Origin of the sequence: Caballeronia sp. (assembly GCF_049581465.1) — a bacterium.
Classification (GTDB): Bacteria; Pseudomonadota; Gammaproteobacteria; order Burkholderiales; family Burkholderiaceae; genus Caballeronia.
In genome coordinates this window covers 1-18,212 of record NZ_JBAUSA010000888.1, presented here as the reverse complement: position 1 = coordinate 18,212, position 18,212 = coordinate 1, and the positions used below count along the sequence as shown (strand labels likewise).

General features: G+C 61.0%; 19 protein-coding genes. 16 read left to right on the top strand and 3 right to left on the bottom strand.

Annotated features, from left to right (window positions below; genetic code table 11):
- The 10 genes from WCA53_RS21770 to bioB all read left to right on the top strand — a co-directional run.
- A partial coding sequence (locus WCA53_RS21770; RefSeq protein WP_423915517.1) for an acetyl-CoA C-acyltransferase occupies window positions 1–910 on the top strand: 910 nt, incomplete at its 5' end.
- 13 nt (window positions 911–923) lie between these two features.
- A complete protein-coding gene (locus WCA53_RS21765; protein WP_423915515.1) occupies window positions 924–1,601 on the top strand; it encodes an SDR family oxidoreductase in 678 nt (225 codons plus the stop codon).
- 32 nt (window positions 1,602–1,633) lie between these two features.
- Window positions 1,634–2,242 (top strand): glutathione S-transferase family protein, encoded by a 609-nt coding sequence (locus WCA53_RS21760; protein ID WP_423915512.1) that lies wholly within the window; start codon window positions 1,634–1,636, stop codon window positions 2,240–2,242.
- Window positions 2,239–2,658: a YchJ family protein gene (locus WCA53_RS21755; protein ID WP_423915509.1), complete on the top strand. Its 420-nt coding sequence runs from the start codon at window positions 2,239–2,241 to the stop codon at window positions 2,656–2,658. Before WCA53_RS21760 ends, WCA53_RS21755 begins: the two co-directional genes overlap by 4 nt.
- A 377-nt stretch (window positions 2,659–3,035) precedes the next feature.
- Window positions 3,036–4,277, top strand: coding sequence for a dienelactone hydrolase family protein (locus WCA53_RS21750; protein WP_423915507.1), 1,242 nt, complete (start codon window positions 3,036–3,038; stop codon window positions 4,275–4,277).
- A gap of 228 nt (window positions 4,278–4,505) precedes the next feature.
- Entirely contained in the window at window positions 4,506–5,303 is a 798-nt protein-coding gene (locus WCA53_RS21745; RefSeq protein ID WP_423915505.1) for an enoyl-CoA hydratase/isomerase family protein, read from the top strand.
- A gap of 53 nt (window positions 5,304–5,356) precedes the next feature.
- A complete protein-coding gene (bioA, locus tag WCA53_RS21740; RefSeq protein ID WP_423915503.1) occupies window positions 5,357–6,709 on the top strand; it encodes an adenosylmethionine--8-amino-7-oxononanoate transaminase in 1,353 nt (450 codons plus the stop codon).
- The gene (bioF, locus tag WCA53_RS21735) at window positions 6,706–7,908 is read left to right on the top strand and encodes an 8-amino-7-oxononanoate synthase (protein WP_423915501.1); all 1,203 of its coding nucleotides are present in this window, start codon (window positions 6,706–6,708) and stop codon (window positions 7,906–7,908) included. Before bioA ends, bioF begins: the two co-directional genes overlap by 4 nt.
- Window positions 7,905–8,630: a dethiobiotin synthase gene (gene bioD, locus WCA53_RS21730; RefSeq protein ID WP_423915499.1), complete on the top strand. Its 726-nt coding sequence runs from the start codon at window positions 7,905–7,907 to the stop codon at window positions 8,628–8,630. Before bioF ends, bioD begins: the two co-directional genes overlap by 4 nt.
- Window positions 8,631–8,660: 30 nt before the next feature.
- Window positions 8,661–9,698: a biotin synthase BioB gene (gene bioB / locus WCA53_RS21725; RefSeq protein ID WP_423915496.1), complete on the top strand. Its 1,038-nt coding sequence runs from the start codon at window positions 8,661–8,663 to the stop codon at window positions 9,696–9,698.
- Between the two features lie 113 nt (window positions 9,699–9,811).
- On the opposite strand, the gene WCA53_RS21720 is transcribed toward bioB, so the two are convergent.
- The gene (locus tag WCA53_RS21720; protein WP_423915494.1) at window positions 9,812–10,429 is read right to left on the bottom strand and encodes an RBBP9/YdeN family alpha/beta hydrolase; all 618 of its coding nucleotides are present in this window, start codon (window positions 10,427–10,429) and stop codon (window positions 9,812–9,814) included.
- A 206-nt stretch (window positions 10,430–10,635) separates the two neighbouring features.
- Here WCA53_RS21720 and WCA53_RS21715 point away from each other — a divergent pair, with 206 nt between their 5' ends.
- From WCA53_RS21715 to WCA53_RS21695, 5 genes are read left to right on the top strand one after another with little or no spacing between them, the layout of a single operon-like run.
- Window positions 10,636–11,577 carry a 2-hydroxyacid dehydrogenase gene (locus WCA53_RS21715; RefSeq protein WP_423915492.1) on the top strand — a complete coding sequence of 314 codons (942 nt, stop codon included), beginning with the start codon at window positions 10,636–10,638 and terminating at the stop codon, window positions 11,575–11,577.
- A gap of 46 nt (window positions 11,578–11,623) precedes the next feature.
- The gene (locus WCA53_RS21710; protein ID WP_423915490.1) at window positions 11,624–12,547 is read left to right on the top strand and encodes a hydroxymethylglutaryl-CoA lyase; all 924 of its coding nucleotides are present in this window, start codon (window positions 11,624–11,626) and stop codon (window positions 12,545–12,547) included.
- A gap of 29 nt (window positions 12,548–12,576) precedes the next feature.
- Entirely contained in the window at window positions 12,577–13,086 is a 510-nt protein-coding gene (locus WCA53_RS21705; RefSeq protein WP_423915488.1) for a YbaK/EbsC family protein, read from the top strand.
- Entirely contained in the window at window positions 13,086–13,376 is a 291-nt protein-coding gene (locus tag WCA53_RS21700) for a DUF1289 domain-containing protein (RefSeq protein WP_423915485.1), read from the top strand. The genes WCA53_RS21705 and WCA53_RS21700 overlap by 1 nt, the downstream gene beginning before the upstream one ends.
- Entirely contained in the window at window positions 13,373–14,281 is a 909-nt protein-coding gene (locus WCA53_RS21695) for an MBL fold metallo-hydrolase (RefSeq protein ID WP_423915482.1), read from the top strand. Before WCA53_RS21700 ends, WCA53_RS21695 begins: the two co-directional genes overlap by 4 nt.
- Window positions 14,282–14,455: 174 nt before the next feature.
- On the opposite strand, the gene WCA53_RS21690 is transcribed toward WCA53_RS21695, so the two are convergent.
- Complete coding sequence (locus WCA53_RS21690) at window positions 14,456–15,349, bottom strand: alpha/beta fold hydrolase (RefSeq protein ID WP_423915480.1); 894 nt, start codon at window positions 15,347–15,349, stop codon at window positions 14,456–14,458.
- 242 nt (window positions 15,350–15,591) lie between these two features.
- Here WCA53_RS21690 and WCA53_RS21685 point away from each other — a divergent pair, with 242 nt between their 5' ends.
- Entirely contained in the window at window positions 15,592–16,557 is a 966-nt protein-coding gene (locus tag WCA53_RS21685; RefSeq protein WP_423915478.1) for an NAD(P)H-dependent flavin oxidoreductase, read from the top strand.
- A gap of 128 nt (window positions 16,558–16,685) precedes the next feature.
- On the opposite strand, the gene WCA53_RS21680 is transcribed toward WCA53_RS21685, so the two are convergent.
- Window positions 16,686–17,768, bottom strand: coding sequence for a porin (locus WCA53_RS21680; RefSeq protein WP_423915476.1), 1,083 nt, complete (start codon window positions 17,766–17,768; stop codon window positions 16,686–16,688).
- Window positions 17,769–18,212 lie beyond the last annotated feature (444 nt).

Below are 18,212 nucleotides of genomic sequence, written 5' to 3'. Positions count from 1 at the left end.
GGGCATGCGTGCCGCCATGTTCGCGCACGACATGTTGCTGGCGGATTCCGCAGCGGTGATCGTGGCCGGCGGGATGGAAAGCATGACCAACGCGCCGTATTTGCTACCCAAGGCGCGCGGCGGCATGCGCATGGGACATGGTCAGGTACTCGATCACATGTTCCTCGACGGCCTGGAAGACGCGTACGAAAAGGGCCGCTTGATGGGCACGTTCGCGGAGCAGTGCGCTGGGTCGTTTCAATTTTCGCGAGAGGCGCAGGACGCGTTTGCCGTCGAATCGCTGCGTCGGGCGAAGCGGGCAAGCGAGGACGGTTCGTTCCGCTGGGAGATCGCGCCGGTAACGGTGGCGGGACGCAAGGGCGATACCGTCATCGATCGCGATGAACAGCCGTTCAAGGCCAACCTCGACAAGATCGCGACGCTCAAGCCTGCGTTCGCGAAGGATGGCACGGTGACGGCGGCAAATTCATCGTCGATATCCGATGGCGCGGCCGCGCTCGTGATGATGCGTGCTTCCACTGCGGAGAAGCTCGGCGTTATGCCGCTTGCACGCGTGGTCGGCCACAGCACGTTCGCGCAGGAACCCGCGCTGTTCACTACGGCGCCCGTCGGCGCGATCACCAAGCTGTTCGAGAAGAACGGCTGGCGAGCCAACCAGGTCGATCTGTTCGAGATCAACGAGGCGTTCGCGGTCGTCGCGATGGCAGCGATGCGCGAGCACGATTTGCCGCACGAGAAAGTCAACGTGAACGGCGGCGCGTGCGCGCTGGGCCATCCGATCGGCGCATCGGGCGCACGGATTCTCGTGACCCTGATCGGCGCGTTGCGTCATCGCGGCCTGAAGCGCGGCGTGGCAACGTTGTGCATTGGCGGCGGCGAAGCGACGGCAATGGGCATCGAAATTGTCTAAGGTCCCAGGTGAAATGAAAACCGTATTGATCGTGGGTGCATCGCGCGGGCTCGGCCATGAGTTCGTGCGCAGTTATGGTCGCGATGGCTGGCGCGTGCTGGCCACCGCGCGCGATTCGGCGGCGCTCGCCGCGCTTCGTGCAATGGGCGCGGAAACCTTCTCGCTCGACATCACGCAGCCCGAGCAAATTGCCACGTTCGGCTCGCAACTGGACGGCGAAAAGCTGGATCTCGCGGTGATCGTGGCGGGCGTCTATGGGCCGCGAACGGAACACGTCGAGCCCATTGAGGCTGACGATTTCGACCAGGTGATGCATACCAACGTGCGCGGCCCGATGCAATTGCTGCCGATTTTGCTGCCTCTCACCGATGCTGCCAGCGGCGTGCTCGCCGTGGTGTCGAGCAAGATGGGTGGGATCCGCGATATGAACAACGCGTCGGGGTGGCTGTATCGTGCGAGCAAGGCGGCGTTGAACGCGTCGCTCAAGGCGGCGTCGCTGGAAGCGCACGGCTCGACTTGCATCGCTTTGCATCCGGGTTGGGTGCGCACGGACATGGGCGGAACGTCGGCCGCGATCGATCCTGCGCATAGCGTGACCGGCATGCGCGCGGTGATTGCAGCGGCGCGAGCGGATCGCACAAAATTCAACGGCAGTTTCGTGCAATACGACGGCACGCCGCTCGCGTGGTGAACCGTGGTGAACATTAGCCGGGAGCAACATCAGTGAGTTACCAGGTGCATGGCGTGGCGTCGTCGGGGAATTGCTACAAGGTCCGGCTTGCGCTCGAACAACTGGAATTGCCATACGTCTGGCACGAAGTAGACATGATGAACGGCGGCACGCGAACCGATGCGTTTCGTCAGTTGAATCCGAACGGCAAAGTGCCGGTGCTTCAACTAGACCAAACCACGTGTTTGTTTGAATCGGACGCGATTCTCTTTTACCTAGCCGAGAACACGCCGCTGCTGCCGGCGGGACGTCTTTCGCGTGCGCGCGTTTTGCAATGGATGTTCTTCGAGCAATACAGCCACGAGCCGAATATCGCCGTGGCGCGTTACATTCTTCAGTTCGCGAAACATCCGGACGATCCTCGCTTGCCCGAGAAGACTGCGGGTTCCTATCGTGCGCTCGATGTGATGGAAAAGCATTTAGGAACGCGAACGTATTTCGTCGATGAGCAGTACAGCATTGCAGATATCGCGTTGTACGCGTACACCCACGTCGCCGATGAAGCCAACCTCGACCTCTCGCGCTACGTGGCGATTCGCGCTTGGCTGGCGCGGGTGAAAGCGCAGCCGCGCCACATTGAAATGCCGGGCGTGGACGTATGACCGCGCCAGTCGAATGCCCTTGTGGCGGGGCGTCGCCGGGGACCGTGGTGGCGAGGGCGCCGCGATATACCGAGTGCTGCGGCCGCTTTATTGAAGGTGGCGGCGCGGCGGCCGGCAACGCGATGGAACTGATGCGGTCGCGCTACACAGCCTATGTGCTCGGTGAAACCGCCTACTTGCGGGCGACATGGGCCGATGCCACCTGCCCGGCTGATCTGGACGCTTCTGTTGACAACGCGACCCGCTGGCTCGGCTTGCAGATCAAGCGCCATACGCAAGTAGATGCTGACCACGCCGAAGTCGAATTCGTGGCGCGATACAAAGTTGGCGGACGGGCGCATCGGTTGCACGAGACCAGCCGCTTCGAACGGGATGGACAGGGGCGGTGGCGCTATGTTGACGGAGATGTAAGCTAGCGGACCGGTTCCGATGGCAGAACTTTCCCCCTTTCGGCATTAATTCCCTTACCGTCCCCTTTCGCCAGAAATTAGTCCTTGAATTCGGGCTATTGCTAATTGCGCCGCACCATTTTGTCCGGTTAGTCTATAGCTACGCCATACATCGGCGATGCGCTTGGGATATTTATTAAGTCCTTGTTTCATAAGCGCAATTAATTCCGATGCAACGGTGATCCGTTTTAAGGCCCATTGTCGTGCCTATTGCAGGCATGACTTAACGATCTACCATGCGATACTGATTTTACAGTTATATCGCGCAGGTCGATGGTTCTAGACAACCCCTGGCCGTCACGCTGAACTTACCAGCTAGGCCGAATGCAGTTGGAGCCTCGGGGATGCATTTGAAGCAAGCGGTGGCGCGATGCGCATGGGTGTGTGCGGTCATGGCAATGTGTGCCGTGGCGCATGCCGAATCATTTCCGGGCGCCCGGCAATATGCGTCCCTCGACGCCCCCGCCTTCGGTGTCACCCGTTCCACGCTAGATCCGTCGCTTCCCGTTGTCGATGCCACGCTTAACGAAAGCGTGATCGGCGTGCCTTCCGACGACGTCACGCTCGAAACCACCGTATTCAAGCCCAACGGCAACGGCCCGTTCCCCATGGTCGTGTTCAATCACGGCAAACTTCCGGGCGACGCTCACGAACAACCCCGTTCCCGCCCCCTCGCGCTCGCACGCGAATTCGTCCGCCACGGCTATGTAGTCGTCGTGCCGAACCGACGCGGCTTCGCGGGGTCAGGCGGCGAATACGCAGGCAACGGCTGCGATGTGGAAGCCAACGGCCTCTCGCAAGCCCGTGACGTAGCGGCAACCGTCGCGTATATGAGCAAGCAGCCGTACGTCGATACCAACCATATCGTCGTGGCCGGCTCCTCGCACGGCGGCCTCGTCACCATGGCGTACGGCGCGCAAGACGCCCAGTCGGTCAGCGGCGTGCGCGGCCTGATCAACTTCTCCGGCGGCCTTCGCCAAGACGGTTGCGAAAACTGGCAAAAGAACCTCACGAGCGCGTTCGGCGAATACGGCGAACACGTCAAGTTGCCGTCGCTGTGGATGTACGGCAGCAACGACTCCGTATGGCAAGGCGACCTCGCCGACAACATGTTCGTGTCATACACCACCCACGGCGCACCGGCCAACATGGTCGACTTTGGCGTGTACAAGAACGACGCGCATCGGCTGGTGGGCGATCGCGACGGCGTAGCGATCTGGTGGCCACGGGTCAAGAACTTCCTGGCCGGGATCGGCATGCCAACGGATGTCCGCTACCAGGTTTCCGCACCGCAAGCACCCGCGGCGACCGGCTATGCCAGCGTCGACGCAGTGAAAGCCGTGCCTTTCGTCGATGAAAGCGGCCGCGACGGCTATCGCAACTTCCTGAACCAGTATTCGAGCCGCGCGTTCGCCGTATCGGATTCCGGCGCGTGGTCGTGGGCCGAAGGCGGCGACGACCCCATGTCCGTGGCGCTCGCCGGTTGCCAGAAGCAAAGTAACGCCCCGTGCAAACTCTACGCGGTGAACGACGCCGTGGTCTGGAACAATCGCGACGTCGGCCAGACAGAAACGGCATCGCGTTAATTCCGCTTCACCACTCGTTTATAAAGCGCCGGCCTCTTGAAGCCGGCGTTCTGCATTTCAGCGCCGGGAAGCTTCCGTTAGCACGTGAGATGCGCGAAGTTACACGCTTTACCTCCGATTCAGATGCTTCGCCGCGCGGGCGCACTCGCCGGCAAACATCGCCGGGATCGAATCTCGGGACGAATTTAGAGATAATCGGAGCCTAGTCGCCAATCTGCGGAATACGCCATGACCGACGCAATGAACTTGCAGCGCATCAAAGTTACCGTCGACGCACACGTGGCGCGCGTGACGCTCGACCGGCCCGAAGTGCGCAACGCCTTCGACGATACGACCATCGTGGAGTTGACCGCCGCTTTCCGTGCGCTCACTGACGACGCCTCCGTGCGCGCCATCGTGCTCGCCGCGAACGGTCCCGCATTTTGTGCGGGCGCCGACCTGAACTGGATGAAGCGGATGGCCGGCTACTCGCACAACGAGAACCGTGCCGACGCGCTCGGCCTCGCCACCATGCTCAACACGATCTATGCATGCAAGACGCCGGTTATCGCGCAAGTTCAGGGCGATGCATACGCGGGCGGCATGGGTCTTGTCGCGGTGAGCGACATTGCGATATGCGCGGATTCGGCGACCTTTTGCCTGTCCGAAGCGCGGCTCGGGTTGATGCCCGCGACCATCGCGCCCTATGTGGTCCGCGCGATGGGCGCACGCTCGGCGCATCGGTATTTCGTGACGGCGGAACGTTTCGGTGCCGCCGAGGCGCTGCGTATTGGCTTCGTGCATCAGGTGGTGACGGCGGACACGCTTCAAAGCACCGTCGACGCCGTCGCTGCAGCGATTGCGGCGAACAGCCCGAACGCCGTGCGCGAGTGCAAACAGTTGGTCGTGGATCTGGCGGGCAAGGAGATCGACGAAGGGGTGATGGCCGACACCGCCGAGCGCATCGCACGCATTCGTTCGTCCGATGAAGGGCGCGAGGGGGTGCGCAGTTTTCTTGAGAAGAGCAAGCCGTCCTGGCTTGCGTGAAAGTAGCCGGGAGCGTTGGTCCTTCGGACCGCTCCCCTGGAGTCGTTTTGAACTTGAAATCGTCAACGCCTGCAACCGATGACTGGGTTGCGCGCTCGCTGCGTGCCGTGTGGCATCCGTGTACGCAAATGAAGCACCATGAACGCATGCCGCTTGTGCCGATTGCACGCGGCGAAGGCGCATGGCTCTATGACCACGATGGCAACCGCTATCTCGATGCCATCAGTTCGTGGTGGGTCAATTTGTTCGGCCACGCGAATCCATCGATTAATGCAGCGTTGAAAGATCAGTTGGATACGCTCGAACACGCGATGCTCGCAGGCTGCACGCACGAGCCCGCCGTGCTGCTTGCCGAGCGCCTGGGCGCACTTACGCAGCACACACTGGGACACGCGTTTTTTGCCTCCGATGGCGCATCGGCAGTTGAAATCGCCTTGAAGATGAGCTTCCACTTCTGGCGCAATAGCGGGCATTCGGAGAAGCAGGAATTCGTGTGCCTTGCGAATAGCTATCACGGCGAGACCATCGGTGCGTTGGGCGTGACCGATGTCGCGTTGTTCAAGGACGCTTACGATCCGCTGATTCGCCACGCGCACGTGGTGACATCGCCGGACGCACGCAATGCGTTGCAAGGCGAAACCGCGCACGATGTCGCTCAACGCGCGCTGGCCGACATGCGCGCGCTGTTCGCGGCGCGCGCGCCACACCTTGCGGCGGTGATTGTCGAGCCCCTCGTGCAGTGCGCCGCCGGCATGGCGATGCACGATCCATCGTATTTGACGGGCTTGCGTGCACTCTGCGATGAGTTTGGCGTGCATCTTATCGCCGATGAAATCGCGGTCGGTTGCGGCCGTAGCGGTACGTTCTTCGCATGCGAACAGGCGGGAATATGGCCGGACTTCGTATGTTTATCGAAGGGCATTAGCGGCGGATATTTGCCACTGTCGATCGTGATGACGCGCGACGAAATCTACGCCGCTTTCTACGATGACGACATGACACGAGGCTTTCTCCATTCGCATTCGTACACGGGAAATCCGCTCGCGTGCCGCGCCGCGCTGGCGACACTCGATCTCTTTGATAGTGCAAACGTGCTTGAGGGGAACCGTCGGAAATCCGCCCTTTTGCGTGATGCGTTGAGTCCGCTCGGTACGCACGCTCAAGTTAAAAACCTGCGCGAACGCGGCACGATCTTCGCATTCGATGTTGCCCTGGAAGACGCATCGAAGGCCCGGACGTTTTCGCGGCGGTTCTTCAAAACCGCCCTGAAACACGAGCTTTTAATGCGCCCTATCGGTACGACTGTCTATTTGATGCCGCCGTACATCCTCAGCGACAACGAACTTGCACTGCTCGCCGAACGCACGCTAAAGACCCTCGATCAAACGCTAGCGGAGGCCGCATGAGCGCCACGTCGTCCTCACTTCTCGATACGCTGAAACAAGGTATTGCCGACATCGATCGCGCCGGGTTGCGCCGTCGTCGCCGGATCATCGATAGCGCCTGCGCCGCGCATATGACGGTTGACGGGCGTGAGATCATCGGCTTTGCGAGCAACGATTATCTCGGCCTCGCGGCGCACGAAACCTTGCGCGAAGCCTTGGCCGAAGGCGCGCGATTATATGGCGCGGGCAGTGGCGGCTCGCATCTGCTCGGCGGCCATTCGCGCGCGCACGCGAAGCTCGAAGACGATCTCGCGGCGTTCTCCGGCGGCTTCGTCGACGCAGCCCGCGCGCTCTATTTCAGCACCGGCTACATGGCGAATCTCGCGACGCTGACGGCGTTGGGTAGCCGTGACGCAACGCTGTTCTGCGACGCGTTGAACCACGCTTCGCTCATCGATGGCGCGCGGTTATCGCGTGCGAAGATTCACGTCTATCCCCATGCCGACGTTCAAGCGCTCGAAGTCTCGCTTCAAGCGTGCGCGAACGACGGCACGACGAAGCTGCTCGTGACCGACACCGTCTTCAGCATGGACGGCGATATCGCGCCGCTCGCTCGTTTGCTTGAACTGGCCGAACGCTACGGCGCATGGCTCGTTGTCGACGATGCACACGGCTTCGGCGTACTCGGCCCGCAAGGTCGCGGCGCGCTGGCCGACGCTGCTCTGCGCTCGGAACATCTTGTCTATGTCGGCACGCTCGGCAAGGCGGCCGGTGTCTCGGGCGCATTCGTGATCGCGCATGAAACGGTGATCGAATGGTTCATCCAGCGCGCGAGGCCGTACATTTTCACGACGGCATCGGCGCCGGCGGTGGCGCACGCGGTATCGGCGAGCATTGGGTTGATCGGCGGCCAGGAAGGCGACGAACGGCGGGCGCATCTCGCCGCCCTGATCGAACGCACGCGCGCCATGCTCAAGCGCACGCGCTGGCAACCTGTCGATTCGCATACCGCGGTTCAGCCGTTGATCATCGGCGGGAACGAAGAGACGCTCGCGCTCGCCGGCGCGCTCGACGAGTACCGCATGTGGGTGCCGGCAATCCGGCCGCCGACCGTTCCGGTTGGAACATCGCGGTTGCGGATTTCGCTGTCGGCAGCGCATGGTTTCGATGACCTCGCGAAACTTGACGACGCCCTGCAAACCTTGAGCAACCGAGCATGACCGGCGCGCTTTCCCTCTTCGTCACCGGCACGGATACCGAGATCGGCAAGACACTCGTCTCGGCCGCGTTGCTGCACGGTTTCGCGGCGCTCGGCCTGAAAGCCGCTGCGATGAAACCCATCGCGGCGGGCGCATTCGAGGTCGATGGCGTTCTGCACAACGAAGACGCCGATCAACTCGATGCCGCCGCGAACGTCGCGTTGCCGCCATCGATCCGTACGCCCTTCATGCTGAAGGAAGCCGCCGCACCGCATATCGCGGCCGCACGCGAGAACGTCTCGCTGGATATCGCGCGGATCGTGGAGGCTCACCAGTTCGCCGTACAGCAAGCGGACATTGTGGTGGTGGAAGGTGTGGGTGGATTTCGCGTGCCGCTGACCGATGTCCACGATACCGCTGACCTCGCATTCGCGTTGAACTTGCCCGTCGTGCTGGTCGTCGGCATGCGGCTGGGTTGCATTAGCCACGCGTTGTTGAGCGCCGAGGCTATCGCTGCACGCGGACTTCGGCTGGTGGGCTGGGTCGCCAATACGGTCGACCCGGACATGCTCTTTCCGGCCGAGAACATCGGGGCGATGCAACTGCGACTCGACAGCCAATACAACGCGCCGCTGCTCGGCACGATTCCGCGCCTCGCGCCGCCGGACGCGCGACACGCGGCCACCTATATCGATACCTCGTTGTTGCTGGATGCGCTTCGTTCAGCAACCACGGGCCAGTAACTCACAGTTATCCGAACCAGGGAACGCTCCATGACTCAGCAAGTACAGATCGCCGAAACGTCCGCTATGGCCGCCGCGCCGCAAACCCTCGCACGCTGGCGCGTGGCGGATATCGTTGCACTCTACGACCTGCCGTTCAACGACCTGCTGTTTCGCGCGCAAGCCGTGCATCGCGAACATTTCGACGCCAACACGGTTCAGCTTTCCACACTGCTCTCAATTAAAACGGGGGGATGTCCCGAGGATTGTGCGTATTGCCCGCAATCGTCGCATCACGATACCGGTTTGAAAGCTGAAAAGCTGATGGCCGTCGATGAAGTCCTTAAAGCCGCCGAGATCGCCAAGGCGAACGGCGCGACGCGTTTCTGCATGGGCGCGGCGTGGCGCAATCCGAAGGAGCAGCATCTGGAACCGATCCGCGACATGATTCGCGGCGTGAAGGCGATGGGTCTCGAAACCTGCGTGACGCTGGGCATGCTGGAACCGCATCAGGCAACAAGCCTGCGTGACGCAGGGCTGGATTACTACAACCATAACCTGGATACATCGCCGGAATTTTATGGGCAGATCATCTCGACGCGAACGTATCAGGACCGGCTGGATACGCTCGAACATGTCCGCGATGCGGGCATCAACGTGTGTTGCGGCGGGATTGTCGGGATGGGCGAATCGCGACGCGAGCGTGCCGGGCTGATCACGCAGTTGGCAAATATGGAGCCGTATCCGGAATCGGTGCCGATCAACAATCTCGTGCAGGTGGAAGGCACGCCGTTGACGGGAACGCCGCCGCTTGACCCGTTTGAGTTCGTGCGGACGATCGCCGTTGCGCGCATCACGATGCCCAAGGCGATGGTCCGGTTATCGGCGGGACGCGAGCAGATGGACGAGGCGTTGCAGGCGCTGTGTTTCCTGGCTGGCGCGAACTCGATTTTTTACGGCGATCAGTTGCTGACTACGAGCAATCCGCAGGCTGAGGCGGATAGGAATCTGCTTGAGCGGCTGGGGATGCGGGCGGAAGCGTCACAGGCGATGCAAGTGGCGAAGGCTTGTGAGGCGAAGGTTCAGTGAACGTAGGGCTGACTACGGCTGAGATCTGATCCATCGCGGCTTAAAGCTAAGGCCGTTTCCAACGCGAGTTGGAACGGCCTTTTTTTGGTTGGCCCCTCTTAGGAATACACGCGCTAACTGTAAGCCGGTTGCGCGAAGCGCTCGACAACGTCCACGTCCCGTACTTCCGCAAAACGTACCGGCGCTGCGCAATGAATCAGGGTATCGACGAAATACTTCGCACGCGGCCACGGCCCGAAGCCCGCCGCCGTGTTGATGTGGCCGGCATCGCCGAGATTCACCAGCGCGCTGCCGAGCTGGCTGGCAAGGCGCAGGGCTTCGTCGAAGGGCATCCAGGGATCGGACTGGCTCGCGACCAGCACAGAAGGCACGTTTAGCCGACGCGGCTCGAACGCCCCGGCGAATTTGAACTTCTGTGGACTAGCGGGCGCGACAAACAACACGCCGGCAATGGCATCGCCTGTCATGCCTTCCGAGATTGCGTGCGCCGCTGCCAGGCAGCCAAAGCTATGGGCGGCCAGAATCACCGGACCGTGCGCCCTGTTGACGCCCTCCGCGACGGCTCGCGCCCAGGTCACAAGTTGGGGGGCGTCCCAATCGTCCTGTTCGACGCGTATCGACCTTGGATATTGCCGTTCGAGCCACGTTTGCCAGTGCGCGCCTTCACTGCCGTGCAGGCCGGGCACCGTAACCAACCGCGGCGGCCACGCCGATTTGCTGCATGAATCCATATCAACCTCGCTGCCGGCGACACACCGGCATGGTGAAAAGTCATTTTGCGGGGAGGATTCAGGGGCGTGAACCAAGTTATCGTCATTAGGTTATGGGGACTTTCCGAACCGGCCCGCGTTCGCCGGCGAAAACGTAAAATACTTCCTTGACGCAAGCGTAAGCATCGAAAACGCCCTGTCCCTCTCCAGCGAGCACGAACACTTCGATGAAGATCATTTTCTACGAGCAGCACGCCGACGCGTCGCTTTGGCTGCGCGATCTGGCCCTCGCGCTCCCCGGCGCCGATATCCGCGAATGGCAGCCTGGCGACACCGCCCCCGCCGATTACGCCGTTGTCTGGCGTCCGCCACCCGAAATGCTGGCCTGTCGTCCGGACCTGAAGGCGGTGTTCAACCTGGGCGCGGGCGTCGATGCGATTGTTGAACTCGAACGCACGCATCCCGGCACGTTGCCGCCGAACGCGCTGCTGGTGCGCCTGGAAGACACGGGCATGTCGGTGCAAATGGTGGAATACGCGACCCACGCGGTGCTGCGCTACATGCGTCGTTTCGATGAATACGACGCGCTCCAGCGAGCCCACAAATGGGAAAAGCTCGTGCCGCACTCCCGCGATGAATTCACGGTCGGCGTGCTCGGCCTGGGCGTTCTGGGTACGAAAGTCGTGGAGCGGCTCACGACCCTCAGCATTCCGGTGCGCGGTTTTAGCCGCACGAAGAAAGACATTGATGGCGTGCGGACCTTCGCCGGCCCGGAACAATTCGACGCGTTCCTCGACGGCGCGAAAATGCTCATCAACCTCTTGCCGCATACGCCAGACACGGAAGGCATCCTGAGCCGTCGCGCGTTCGAACGGCTCGCGCCGGGCGCGTATCTCGTGAACCTTGCGCGCGGCGCGCATCTCGTCGACGAAGACCTGCTCCACGCGATGAAATCCGGCCAGATCGCCGCCGCGACGCTCGATGTTTTCCACACCGAACCTTTGCCCGAAGATCATCCGTTCTGGCGCACGCCGCGCATTACGCTCACGCCGCATATCTCGGCGATGACGTTGCGCGAGGAAAGCGTCGCGCAGGTCGCGGAGAAGATCGCTGCGCACGCACGCGGCGAGCCGATATCCGGCATAGTCGATGTCAAACTCGGTTACTAGAAAACAGCCAAGCGCCTGATGAGACGCCTGATCAACGGAGACAAACATGCTGCCATCGAAGGTAAAAATCGTCGAAGTCGGGCCGCGCGACGGCTTGCAGAACGAGAAGGACTTTGTTGCCACGCAGATCAAGATCGATCTTGTGAACCGGCTCTCGAACGCCGGCTTGCAGAACGTGGAATCGGCGTCGTTCGTCTCGCCGAAATGGGTGCCGCAAATGGCCGACGGCGCAGCCGTGATGGCCGGCATCGCGCGGCGTCCGGGCACCATCTATTCGGCGCTCACGCCTAACTTACGCGGTTTCGAAGCGGCGCTCGACGCCCGGGTCGACGAGATCGTGATCTTCGGCGCGGCCAGCGAAGCGTTTTCGCAGAAGAACATCAATTGCAGCATCGCGGAAAGCATCGCGCGTTTCGAACCCGTCGCGAAAGCCGCGAAAGATGCCGGCCTGCGCGTGCGCGGTAGCATCTCCTGCTCGCTCGGATGCCCGTATCAAGGCGACGTTCCAGTGGAATCCGTGGTCGATGTCGTCGAACGCATGAAGGCGCTGGGCTGCGATGAAATCGATATCGCCGACACGATTGGCGTTGGAACCGCAGGGCGAACGCGCGAGGTAATGGCTGCTGTATCGAAGGTATTCCCGCGCGAACGCTTGTCAGGCCATTTCCACGATACCTACGGACAAGCCGTCGCGAATGTCTACGCGTCGCTGCAGGAAGGCATCGAGATATTTCATGCGTCGGTGGCGGGACTCGGCGGCTGTCCTTATGCGAAGGGCGCGACCGGGAACGTCGCGACCGAAGACGTGATTTTCTTGCTGAACGGACTGGGTATCGAAACGGGCGTGGACCTCGATCAGCTCGTGGAGATCGGCGATTTCATTTCGCAAGCGATCGGCAAGCCGAGCGCATCGCGGGCCGGTCGTGCGTTGCTCGCGAAGAAACGCGATAGCGCTGGATCATGTGTTTAAACTGGAATCCTAACTTTTATTGATTGCTCATGGATACGACGAACCAAACGCTCGATGCCCTGCCTGATTCCGCACGCCGCGTCGCCTTGTTGTTGGAGGAACGCGGCCACCCGAAGCGTATTGTGATGCTGGCCGAGACGGGCAAGACCTCGGCAGAAGCCGCTGCCGGACTGGGCTGCTCCGTCGCGCAAATCGCCAAATCGATTTTGTTCCGGCGCAAGCTGGACGACGCACCCGTGCTGGTGATTGCAAGCGGCATCAACCGCGTCGATGAGAAGAAGGTCGCGCAACGCGTTGGCGAGTTGGCCCGTGCCGACGCCAAGTTCGTACGCGAAAAGACCGGCTACGCGATCGGAGGCGTTTGCCCCATCGGCCATGCCACGCGTCCGGTCACGCTGATCGATGAAGACCTGCTCGCGCTCGATAGCCTGTGGGCCGCCGCCGGTCACCCGCACGCGGTATTCAATCTCACGCCGCAGGAATTGGTGGCGTTGACGGGCGCGCCCGTTGCTGATGTCGCGTTGCGCGAGACCGCGTGATGAACAGCCGCGCCGCCGACAGAATTGCGTCGCCGTGCATCCATGTATGCCGGATGAACGCATCGACGGGATTGTGCGACGGCTGTTTTCGAACGATCGATGAAATCGCCGCGTGGTCATCGGCCGACGCCGTGCAAAAGCGCGGGATATTGGCAGAAGCCGATGTGCGGAAAAAAACGCCGCGCGAGGTTCGCATAGGCGGGCGTTTCGAGGGCACGCTTGCCCGTCCGTCCGACTCGGTCAAGGCGACGGCTACGATCGTCGTCGCGCCGAAAGAGCAGCAGCAATGATCGCGTTGCCTAAGTCGATGCGCGTGTTCGAACGCGGCTGGCTGTCATCGAATAACGTACTTTTCATCGATGACGAGCGCACCGCCCTGGTCGATTCCGGCTACTCGTCGCACGCGCCGCAGACCCTCGCACTCGTGCGCCAGGCGCTTGGCGCCGGTCGCTCGCTCGACCTGATCGTGAACACCCACTTGCACTCGGACCATTGCGGCGGCAACGCCTTGCTCCAGGCGAACTTTGCGTGCGGGACCCTGATTCCATCGACCGAAGCCGAAGCCGTGCGAGCCTGGGACGAACACGCGCTCACGTTTCTCGCCACGGGCCAGCACTGCGAACGCTTCGGATTTACGGGAACGATCGCGCCGGGCGCGATGCTTCGGCTCGGCGCGCTCGACTGGTCCGTGCTCGGCGCGCCCGGTCACGACCCGCACTCGCTGATGCTGTATTGCGCGGAAGAACGCCTGCTGATTAGCGCCGATGCATTGTGGGAGAACGGCTTCGGCGTAATCTTTCCCGAACTGGAAGGCGACAGCGGCTTCGCCGAGCAACGCGCGGTGCTCGACCTGATCCGCACGCTCGATATCCGCGCGGTGATTCCGGGTCATGGCGCGCCGTTTTCGGATGTATCGAAGGCACTTGAGGTTGCTTCGTCGCGGATCGATTTCTTACGCACCGACCCCGCGCGTAACGCGAGAAATGCGCTGAAAGTGTTGATCGTGTTCAAGCTGATGGAGTTGCGCTCCATGCCTGTGGGCGATTTGCTGAGCCTCGTCGAAGAAGCACGGGCGATGCGCGCCGCCGCAGATATTCTCTCCGACGACCGTCCGGCATTGGTGAGCAAATATCTGGATGAACTGGCGGGAAGCGGGGTGCTGAAGCTTGACGGGGATGTGGTGAAGATCGCCTGAACGGGACGTATTGATTAAAAAAAACCGCCTGTCAGTGAAGGCAGACGGAAGAATTTAGGCGACGTGATCAGCGTCTGTGACATGGTAACCCGACTGCTCGATCCGTGCATCGGGGGTTTTCCTGAAAAATGTTTACGGCCGGTCGCACGGCCCACGACAACGATCAAGCATCCTTCACACGCCCTCATCCGCCTCAAAGAACGCCAGGATCTCCGCCAGCAATTCGTCCGGCACTTCCTCCGCACTGTAGTGCCCGGCAGGCACCTTCCGGCCGCTGACATCGCGCGCCACACGACGCCATTCATCGAGCGGCTTGAAATTTTTTTCGATCACACCTTCCGCGCCCCACAGCACGCGCAGCGGGCAAGCGATCTTGTTGCCGCACTCAAGATCTGCCCGATCGTGTTCAAGATCAATCGTCGCCGACGCCCGATAATCCTCGCACATTGCATGCACCGCGCCTGGCTGCTTCAACGCATCGCGATACGCCTGCAACGCATGCGGCGCGAACAGCGCGAGTCCGGCGTGCCGGCTGCCCATCACCCGTTCAACATACGCGTCCGGCTGCGATCCAATCAGCAATTCCGGAAGCGGCTCCGGCTGGATCAGGAGGAACCAATGAAAATACGCGGTGGCGAATGCGCGATCGGTGGCTTCGTACATCGCAAGCGTCGGAGCAATATCAAGCAGCATCAGGCGATCGACGGCTCGCGGGAAGTCAACCGCCATCCGATGGGCCACGCGCGCGCCGCGATCGTGCGCACAAACCATGAACTGCTCGAAACCGAAGTGTTGCATGACCGCGACCTGATCGGCGGCCATCGCGCGTTTCGAATAGGGTAGGTGCTGCGCGTCGCTCGGCGGCTTTCCCGATGCGCCGTAACCGCGCAAATCAGTGGCGATCACGGTGAAATGCTGCGCCAGGACATCAGCCAGCCGATGCCAGATTTCATGCGTCTGCGGATGGCCGTGAAGCAACAACAGCGGTGGCCCGTTTCCGCCCTTCATGCCGAAGATGGAGACGCCGCCGGCATCGACGGTGAACGGAACATAGTTCTCGAACGGCATGGCGTCGGCTCTTGATCAAGGTCAGGGAAACTCATTGTAGGCGCGCGGATTCGGTTCAATGGCTCACAGCCAGGCGGCTTGGCAGAACCTGAATACTTCTTCGAAAACGCTGACGACAACGAATTTGAAAATTCACCTACAATAGAACGATCGTTCGTAATTTAGCGCGGCGATTGTGAACCCTTAAAATAGAGGGACGGATGGCATCGCCGGCTTTCACATTCATTCAGGAGACTCATGTCATGGCACTTCCCGCCGTTCTGCAACAGCTTGCGTTGCCTGTCATCGCTTCACCGATGTTCATTGTCAGCTATCCGGAACTCGTGCTCGCGCAGTGCAAGGCGGGCATTGTGGGCTCGTTTCCCGCGTTGAACGCACGCCCGGCCGAGCTGCTGGACGAATGGCTGACCCAAATCGGCGAAGGGATCGAGGCGCACAAGGCGGCGAATCCTGGCGCGCGGGTCGGTCCGGTGGCGGTGAACCAGATCGTGCATACATCGAATGCACGGCTGGAAGCGGATGTGCGTGTGTGCGTGGAACATCGCGTGCCGATCTTCATCACCAGCCTGCGGGCGCCGGTCAAGGAAATGATCGACGCCGTGCATAGCTACGGCGGCATCGTGATGCACGACGTGATCAATTTGCGACATGCCGAAAAGGCACTGGAAGCGGGCGTCGATGGCTTGATTCTCGTCGCGGCGGGCGCCGGTGGACACGCGGGCATGATGTCGCCGTTCGCGCTGGTCGGCGAAGTGCGGCGCATTTTCGACGGCCCGGTCGCGCTGTCCGGCGCTATCGCGAATGGCGGTTCGATTCTGGCCGCGCAAGCCATGGGCGCGGATTTCGCATACGTTGGCACCCGCTTTATCGCGTCGCGCGAGGCGCATGCGCCGGAGGAATACAAGAACGCGATCGTCGACGCCAAAGCCAACGACATCATCTATACGAACCTGTTCACCGGCGTGCACGGCAACTACATTCGCCAGAGCATCGTGAATGCGGGTCTGGATCCAGACGCGTTGCCGTTATCGGACAAAACGGCGATGAATTTCGGCGATTCGGCAGTGAAGGCGAAGGCGTGGAAGGAAATCTGGGGCGCGGGGCAAGGGGTAGGCTTGATGCACGATGTGCCGACCGTCGCGGAACTGGTCAATCGCCTCAAGCAGGAATACGACGACGCGAAAGCCCGACTCGGCATCGCGCGTTAAAAGAACGCAGGCTGTTCATTGCAGGCAAAAACCTCGCCGTTTCGGCGGGGTTTTTGCGTTTTTACGTTGCTGCGCGCGAAAACTTCCTAGCGTGCCAAGCGTTAGGAAAACTCGCTTGGCACGTTGATTCAGAATTTCGCGCGAATACCGACGCCGAACGTATCGCCCGACGAAATACTGTTGTACTTATCGTTCAGGTAGGCCGCGTAGACGTCCGTTCGCTTCGAGAGCGGATAGTCGTAGCCGATCGCCCAGCTCTTGTGCGTCTGGTCGAGCCCACCGTTGCTGCGCGAATACGCGTACGACGCCATCACCGTCCCCGTTCCGAGCGGTATCGTGACACCGCCCTGCCCCGTGTTCACGTGGAACGAGCCTGGCTGGATGTCATTGTGCGTGTACATATATTGCGCGAAGAACTTGACGTACTTCATGTCGTACGACGCGCCCAACTGGCCGACGCTCTGGCTCACGTAGCCGGGCTCGAAAGTCGGCAGATCGCCTGGCGTCTCGCTGAAATTCACGTATTGATAGACGCCGGTCGCGGCGAATGGGCCGTGGAAATAGAGAAACTGTACGCTGTACTTCTTCGCGCCGTTCTCCCCGGCCTGGTCGCCCAAGGCGTACATCGCGCTGCCGGACAAGCCGTTGAAATCCGGCGTGGTGTACTGAACCGCGTTGTTCCAGCCCGAATCGCCCACTACGCCCTGGTCCGTGGTGTAGGTCGGAAACGTGCTCTGTCCGAGAAACACGTGATACACCATCGGCGAGAAAGTGTATGAATCGACGAACGGGTTGAAAAGAATCGTCGATACAAACAGTTGCGTCGTCAATCGGCCGGCGGTGAACGTACCGTAGGGCGATTCGATACCGACATACGAGTTGCGCGCGAAAAACGTGTCGCCCTGAAACCGTCCGTACTCACCGTTCTGTGCTCGAAAGAAACTTTCCAGCGCGAATACCGCCTTGTAGCCGCCACCCAGGTCTTCGGAGCCTTTCAAGCCCCAGTAAGACGTCGACATGCCGCCGCCGCCGACGTTCCAGGCGTTAGCGCTGCCTGGAAACTTGGTTGCGCCAACCCATTCATCGACTTGTCCGTAGAGCTGGACGCTCGATTGCGCGTGAGCGGAGTTCGCGGCAAGCAAGCCAAACATGCCGGCTGCAGCGGTAGCCTTGGCCGCGAGTTTCAGCACGCGGCTGACGGTTGGGTTCATGGACTCTCCTAACGTAGCAAAAATTTAAATAAAGGATTCAGCGAGCGGCATTGCTCGCAACATCAGATTCTTCTTATAAACGGCAGTATCGATGGCTAATGCTGAGGGCGGGACCATCTTTACGGATCATTTTTCTGGACAAAAAAAACTTTACTTATGCCGTGTATAGCGATTTGAGTACATTGCCCGGCGCGGTTTTATGCGACGAAACTAATTGGATATGTGAAGCCATACGAACGTTACCCTCGCGCTCCAGCCGATATCCCGCCGAGCCATACGTGGCGCGGCAGACAGTCAATCTTCGTTCACGTTGGGAATGAAGTCGCGTTCAGCGAAGCGCGCGGGGCGTATTGTTAATGCAGGCAATCAGGAAGGAAATAGGCGGGAGGTGGAGGCGGCCAAACTGTGGCGCGATTACGTCATTGGCTTGCGTCTCATAGACGC

Excerpts from the sequence above, each read along its gene's own strand:
- WCA53_RS21765 (WP_423915515.1), top strand. The coding sequence starts at position 924 with ATGAAAACCGTATTGATCGTGGGTGCATCGCGCGGGCTCGGCCATGAG.
- WCA53_RS21755 (WP_423915509.1), top strand. The coding sequence starts at position 2,239 with ATGACCGCGCCAGTCGAATGCCCTTGTGGCGGGGCGTCGCCGGGGACC.
- WCA53_RS21750 (WP_423915507.1), top strand. The coding sequence starts at position 3,036 with ATGCATTTGAAGCAAGCGGTGGCGCGATGCGCATGGGTGTGTGCGGTC.
- WCA53_RS21745 (WP_423915505.1), top strand. The coding sequence starts at position 4,506 with ATGACCGACGCAATGAACTTGCAGCGCATCAAAGTTACCGTCGACGCA.
- bioF (WP_423915501.1), top strand. The coding sequence starts at position 6,706 with ATGAGCGCCACGTCGTCCTCACTTCTCGATACGCTGAAACAAGGTATT.
- bioD (WP_423915499.1), top strand. The coding sequence starts at position 7,905 with ATGACCGGCGCGCTTTCCCTCTTCGTCACCGGCACGGATACCGAGATC.
- bioB (WP_423915496.1), top strand. The coding sequence starts at position 8,661 with ATGACTCAGCAAGTACAGATCGCCGAAACGTCCGCTATGGCCGCCGCG.
- WCA53_RS21720 (WP_423915494.1), bottom strand. The coding sequence starts at position 10,429 with ATGGATTCATGCAGCAAATCGGCGTGGCCGCCGCGGTTGGTTACGGTG.
- WCA53_RS21715 (WP_423915492.1), top strand. The coding sequence starts at position 10,636 with ATGAAGATCATTTTCTACGAGCAGCACGCCGACGCGTCGCTTTGGCTG.
- WCA53_RS21710 (WP_423915490.1), top strand. The coding sequence starts at position 11,624 with ATGCTGCCATCGAAGGTAAAAATCGTCGAAGTCGGGCCGCGCGACGGC.
- WCA53_RS21705 (WP_423915488.1), top strand. The coding sequence starts at position 12,577 with ATGGATACGACGAACCAAACGCTCGATGCCCTGCCTGATTCCGCACGC.
- WCA53_RS21700 (WP_423915485.1), top strand. The coding sequence starts at position 13,086 with ATGAACAGCCGCGCCGCCGACAGAATTGCGTCGCCGTGCATCCATGTA.
- WCA53_RS21695 (WP_423915482.1), top strand. The coding sequence starts at position 13,373 with ATGATCGCGTTGCCTAAGTCGATGCGCGTGTTCGAACGCGGCTGGCTG.
- WCA53_RS21690 (WP_423915480.1), bottom strand. The coding sequence starts at position 15,349 with ATGCCGTTCGAGAACTATGTTCCGTTCACCGTCGATGCCGGCGGCGTC.
- WCA53_RS21685 (WP_423915478.1), top strand. The coding sequence starts at position 15,592 with ATGGCACTTCCCGCCGTTCTGCAACAGCTTGCGTTGCCTGTCATCGCT.
- WCA53_RS21680 (WP_423915476.1), bottom strand. The coding sequence starts at position 17,768 with ATGAACCCAACCGTCAGCCGCGTGCTGAAACTCGCGGCCAAGGCTACC.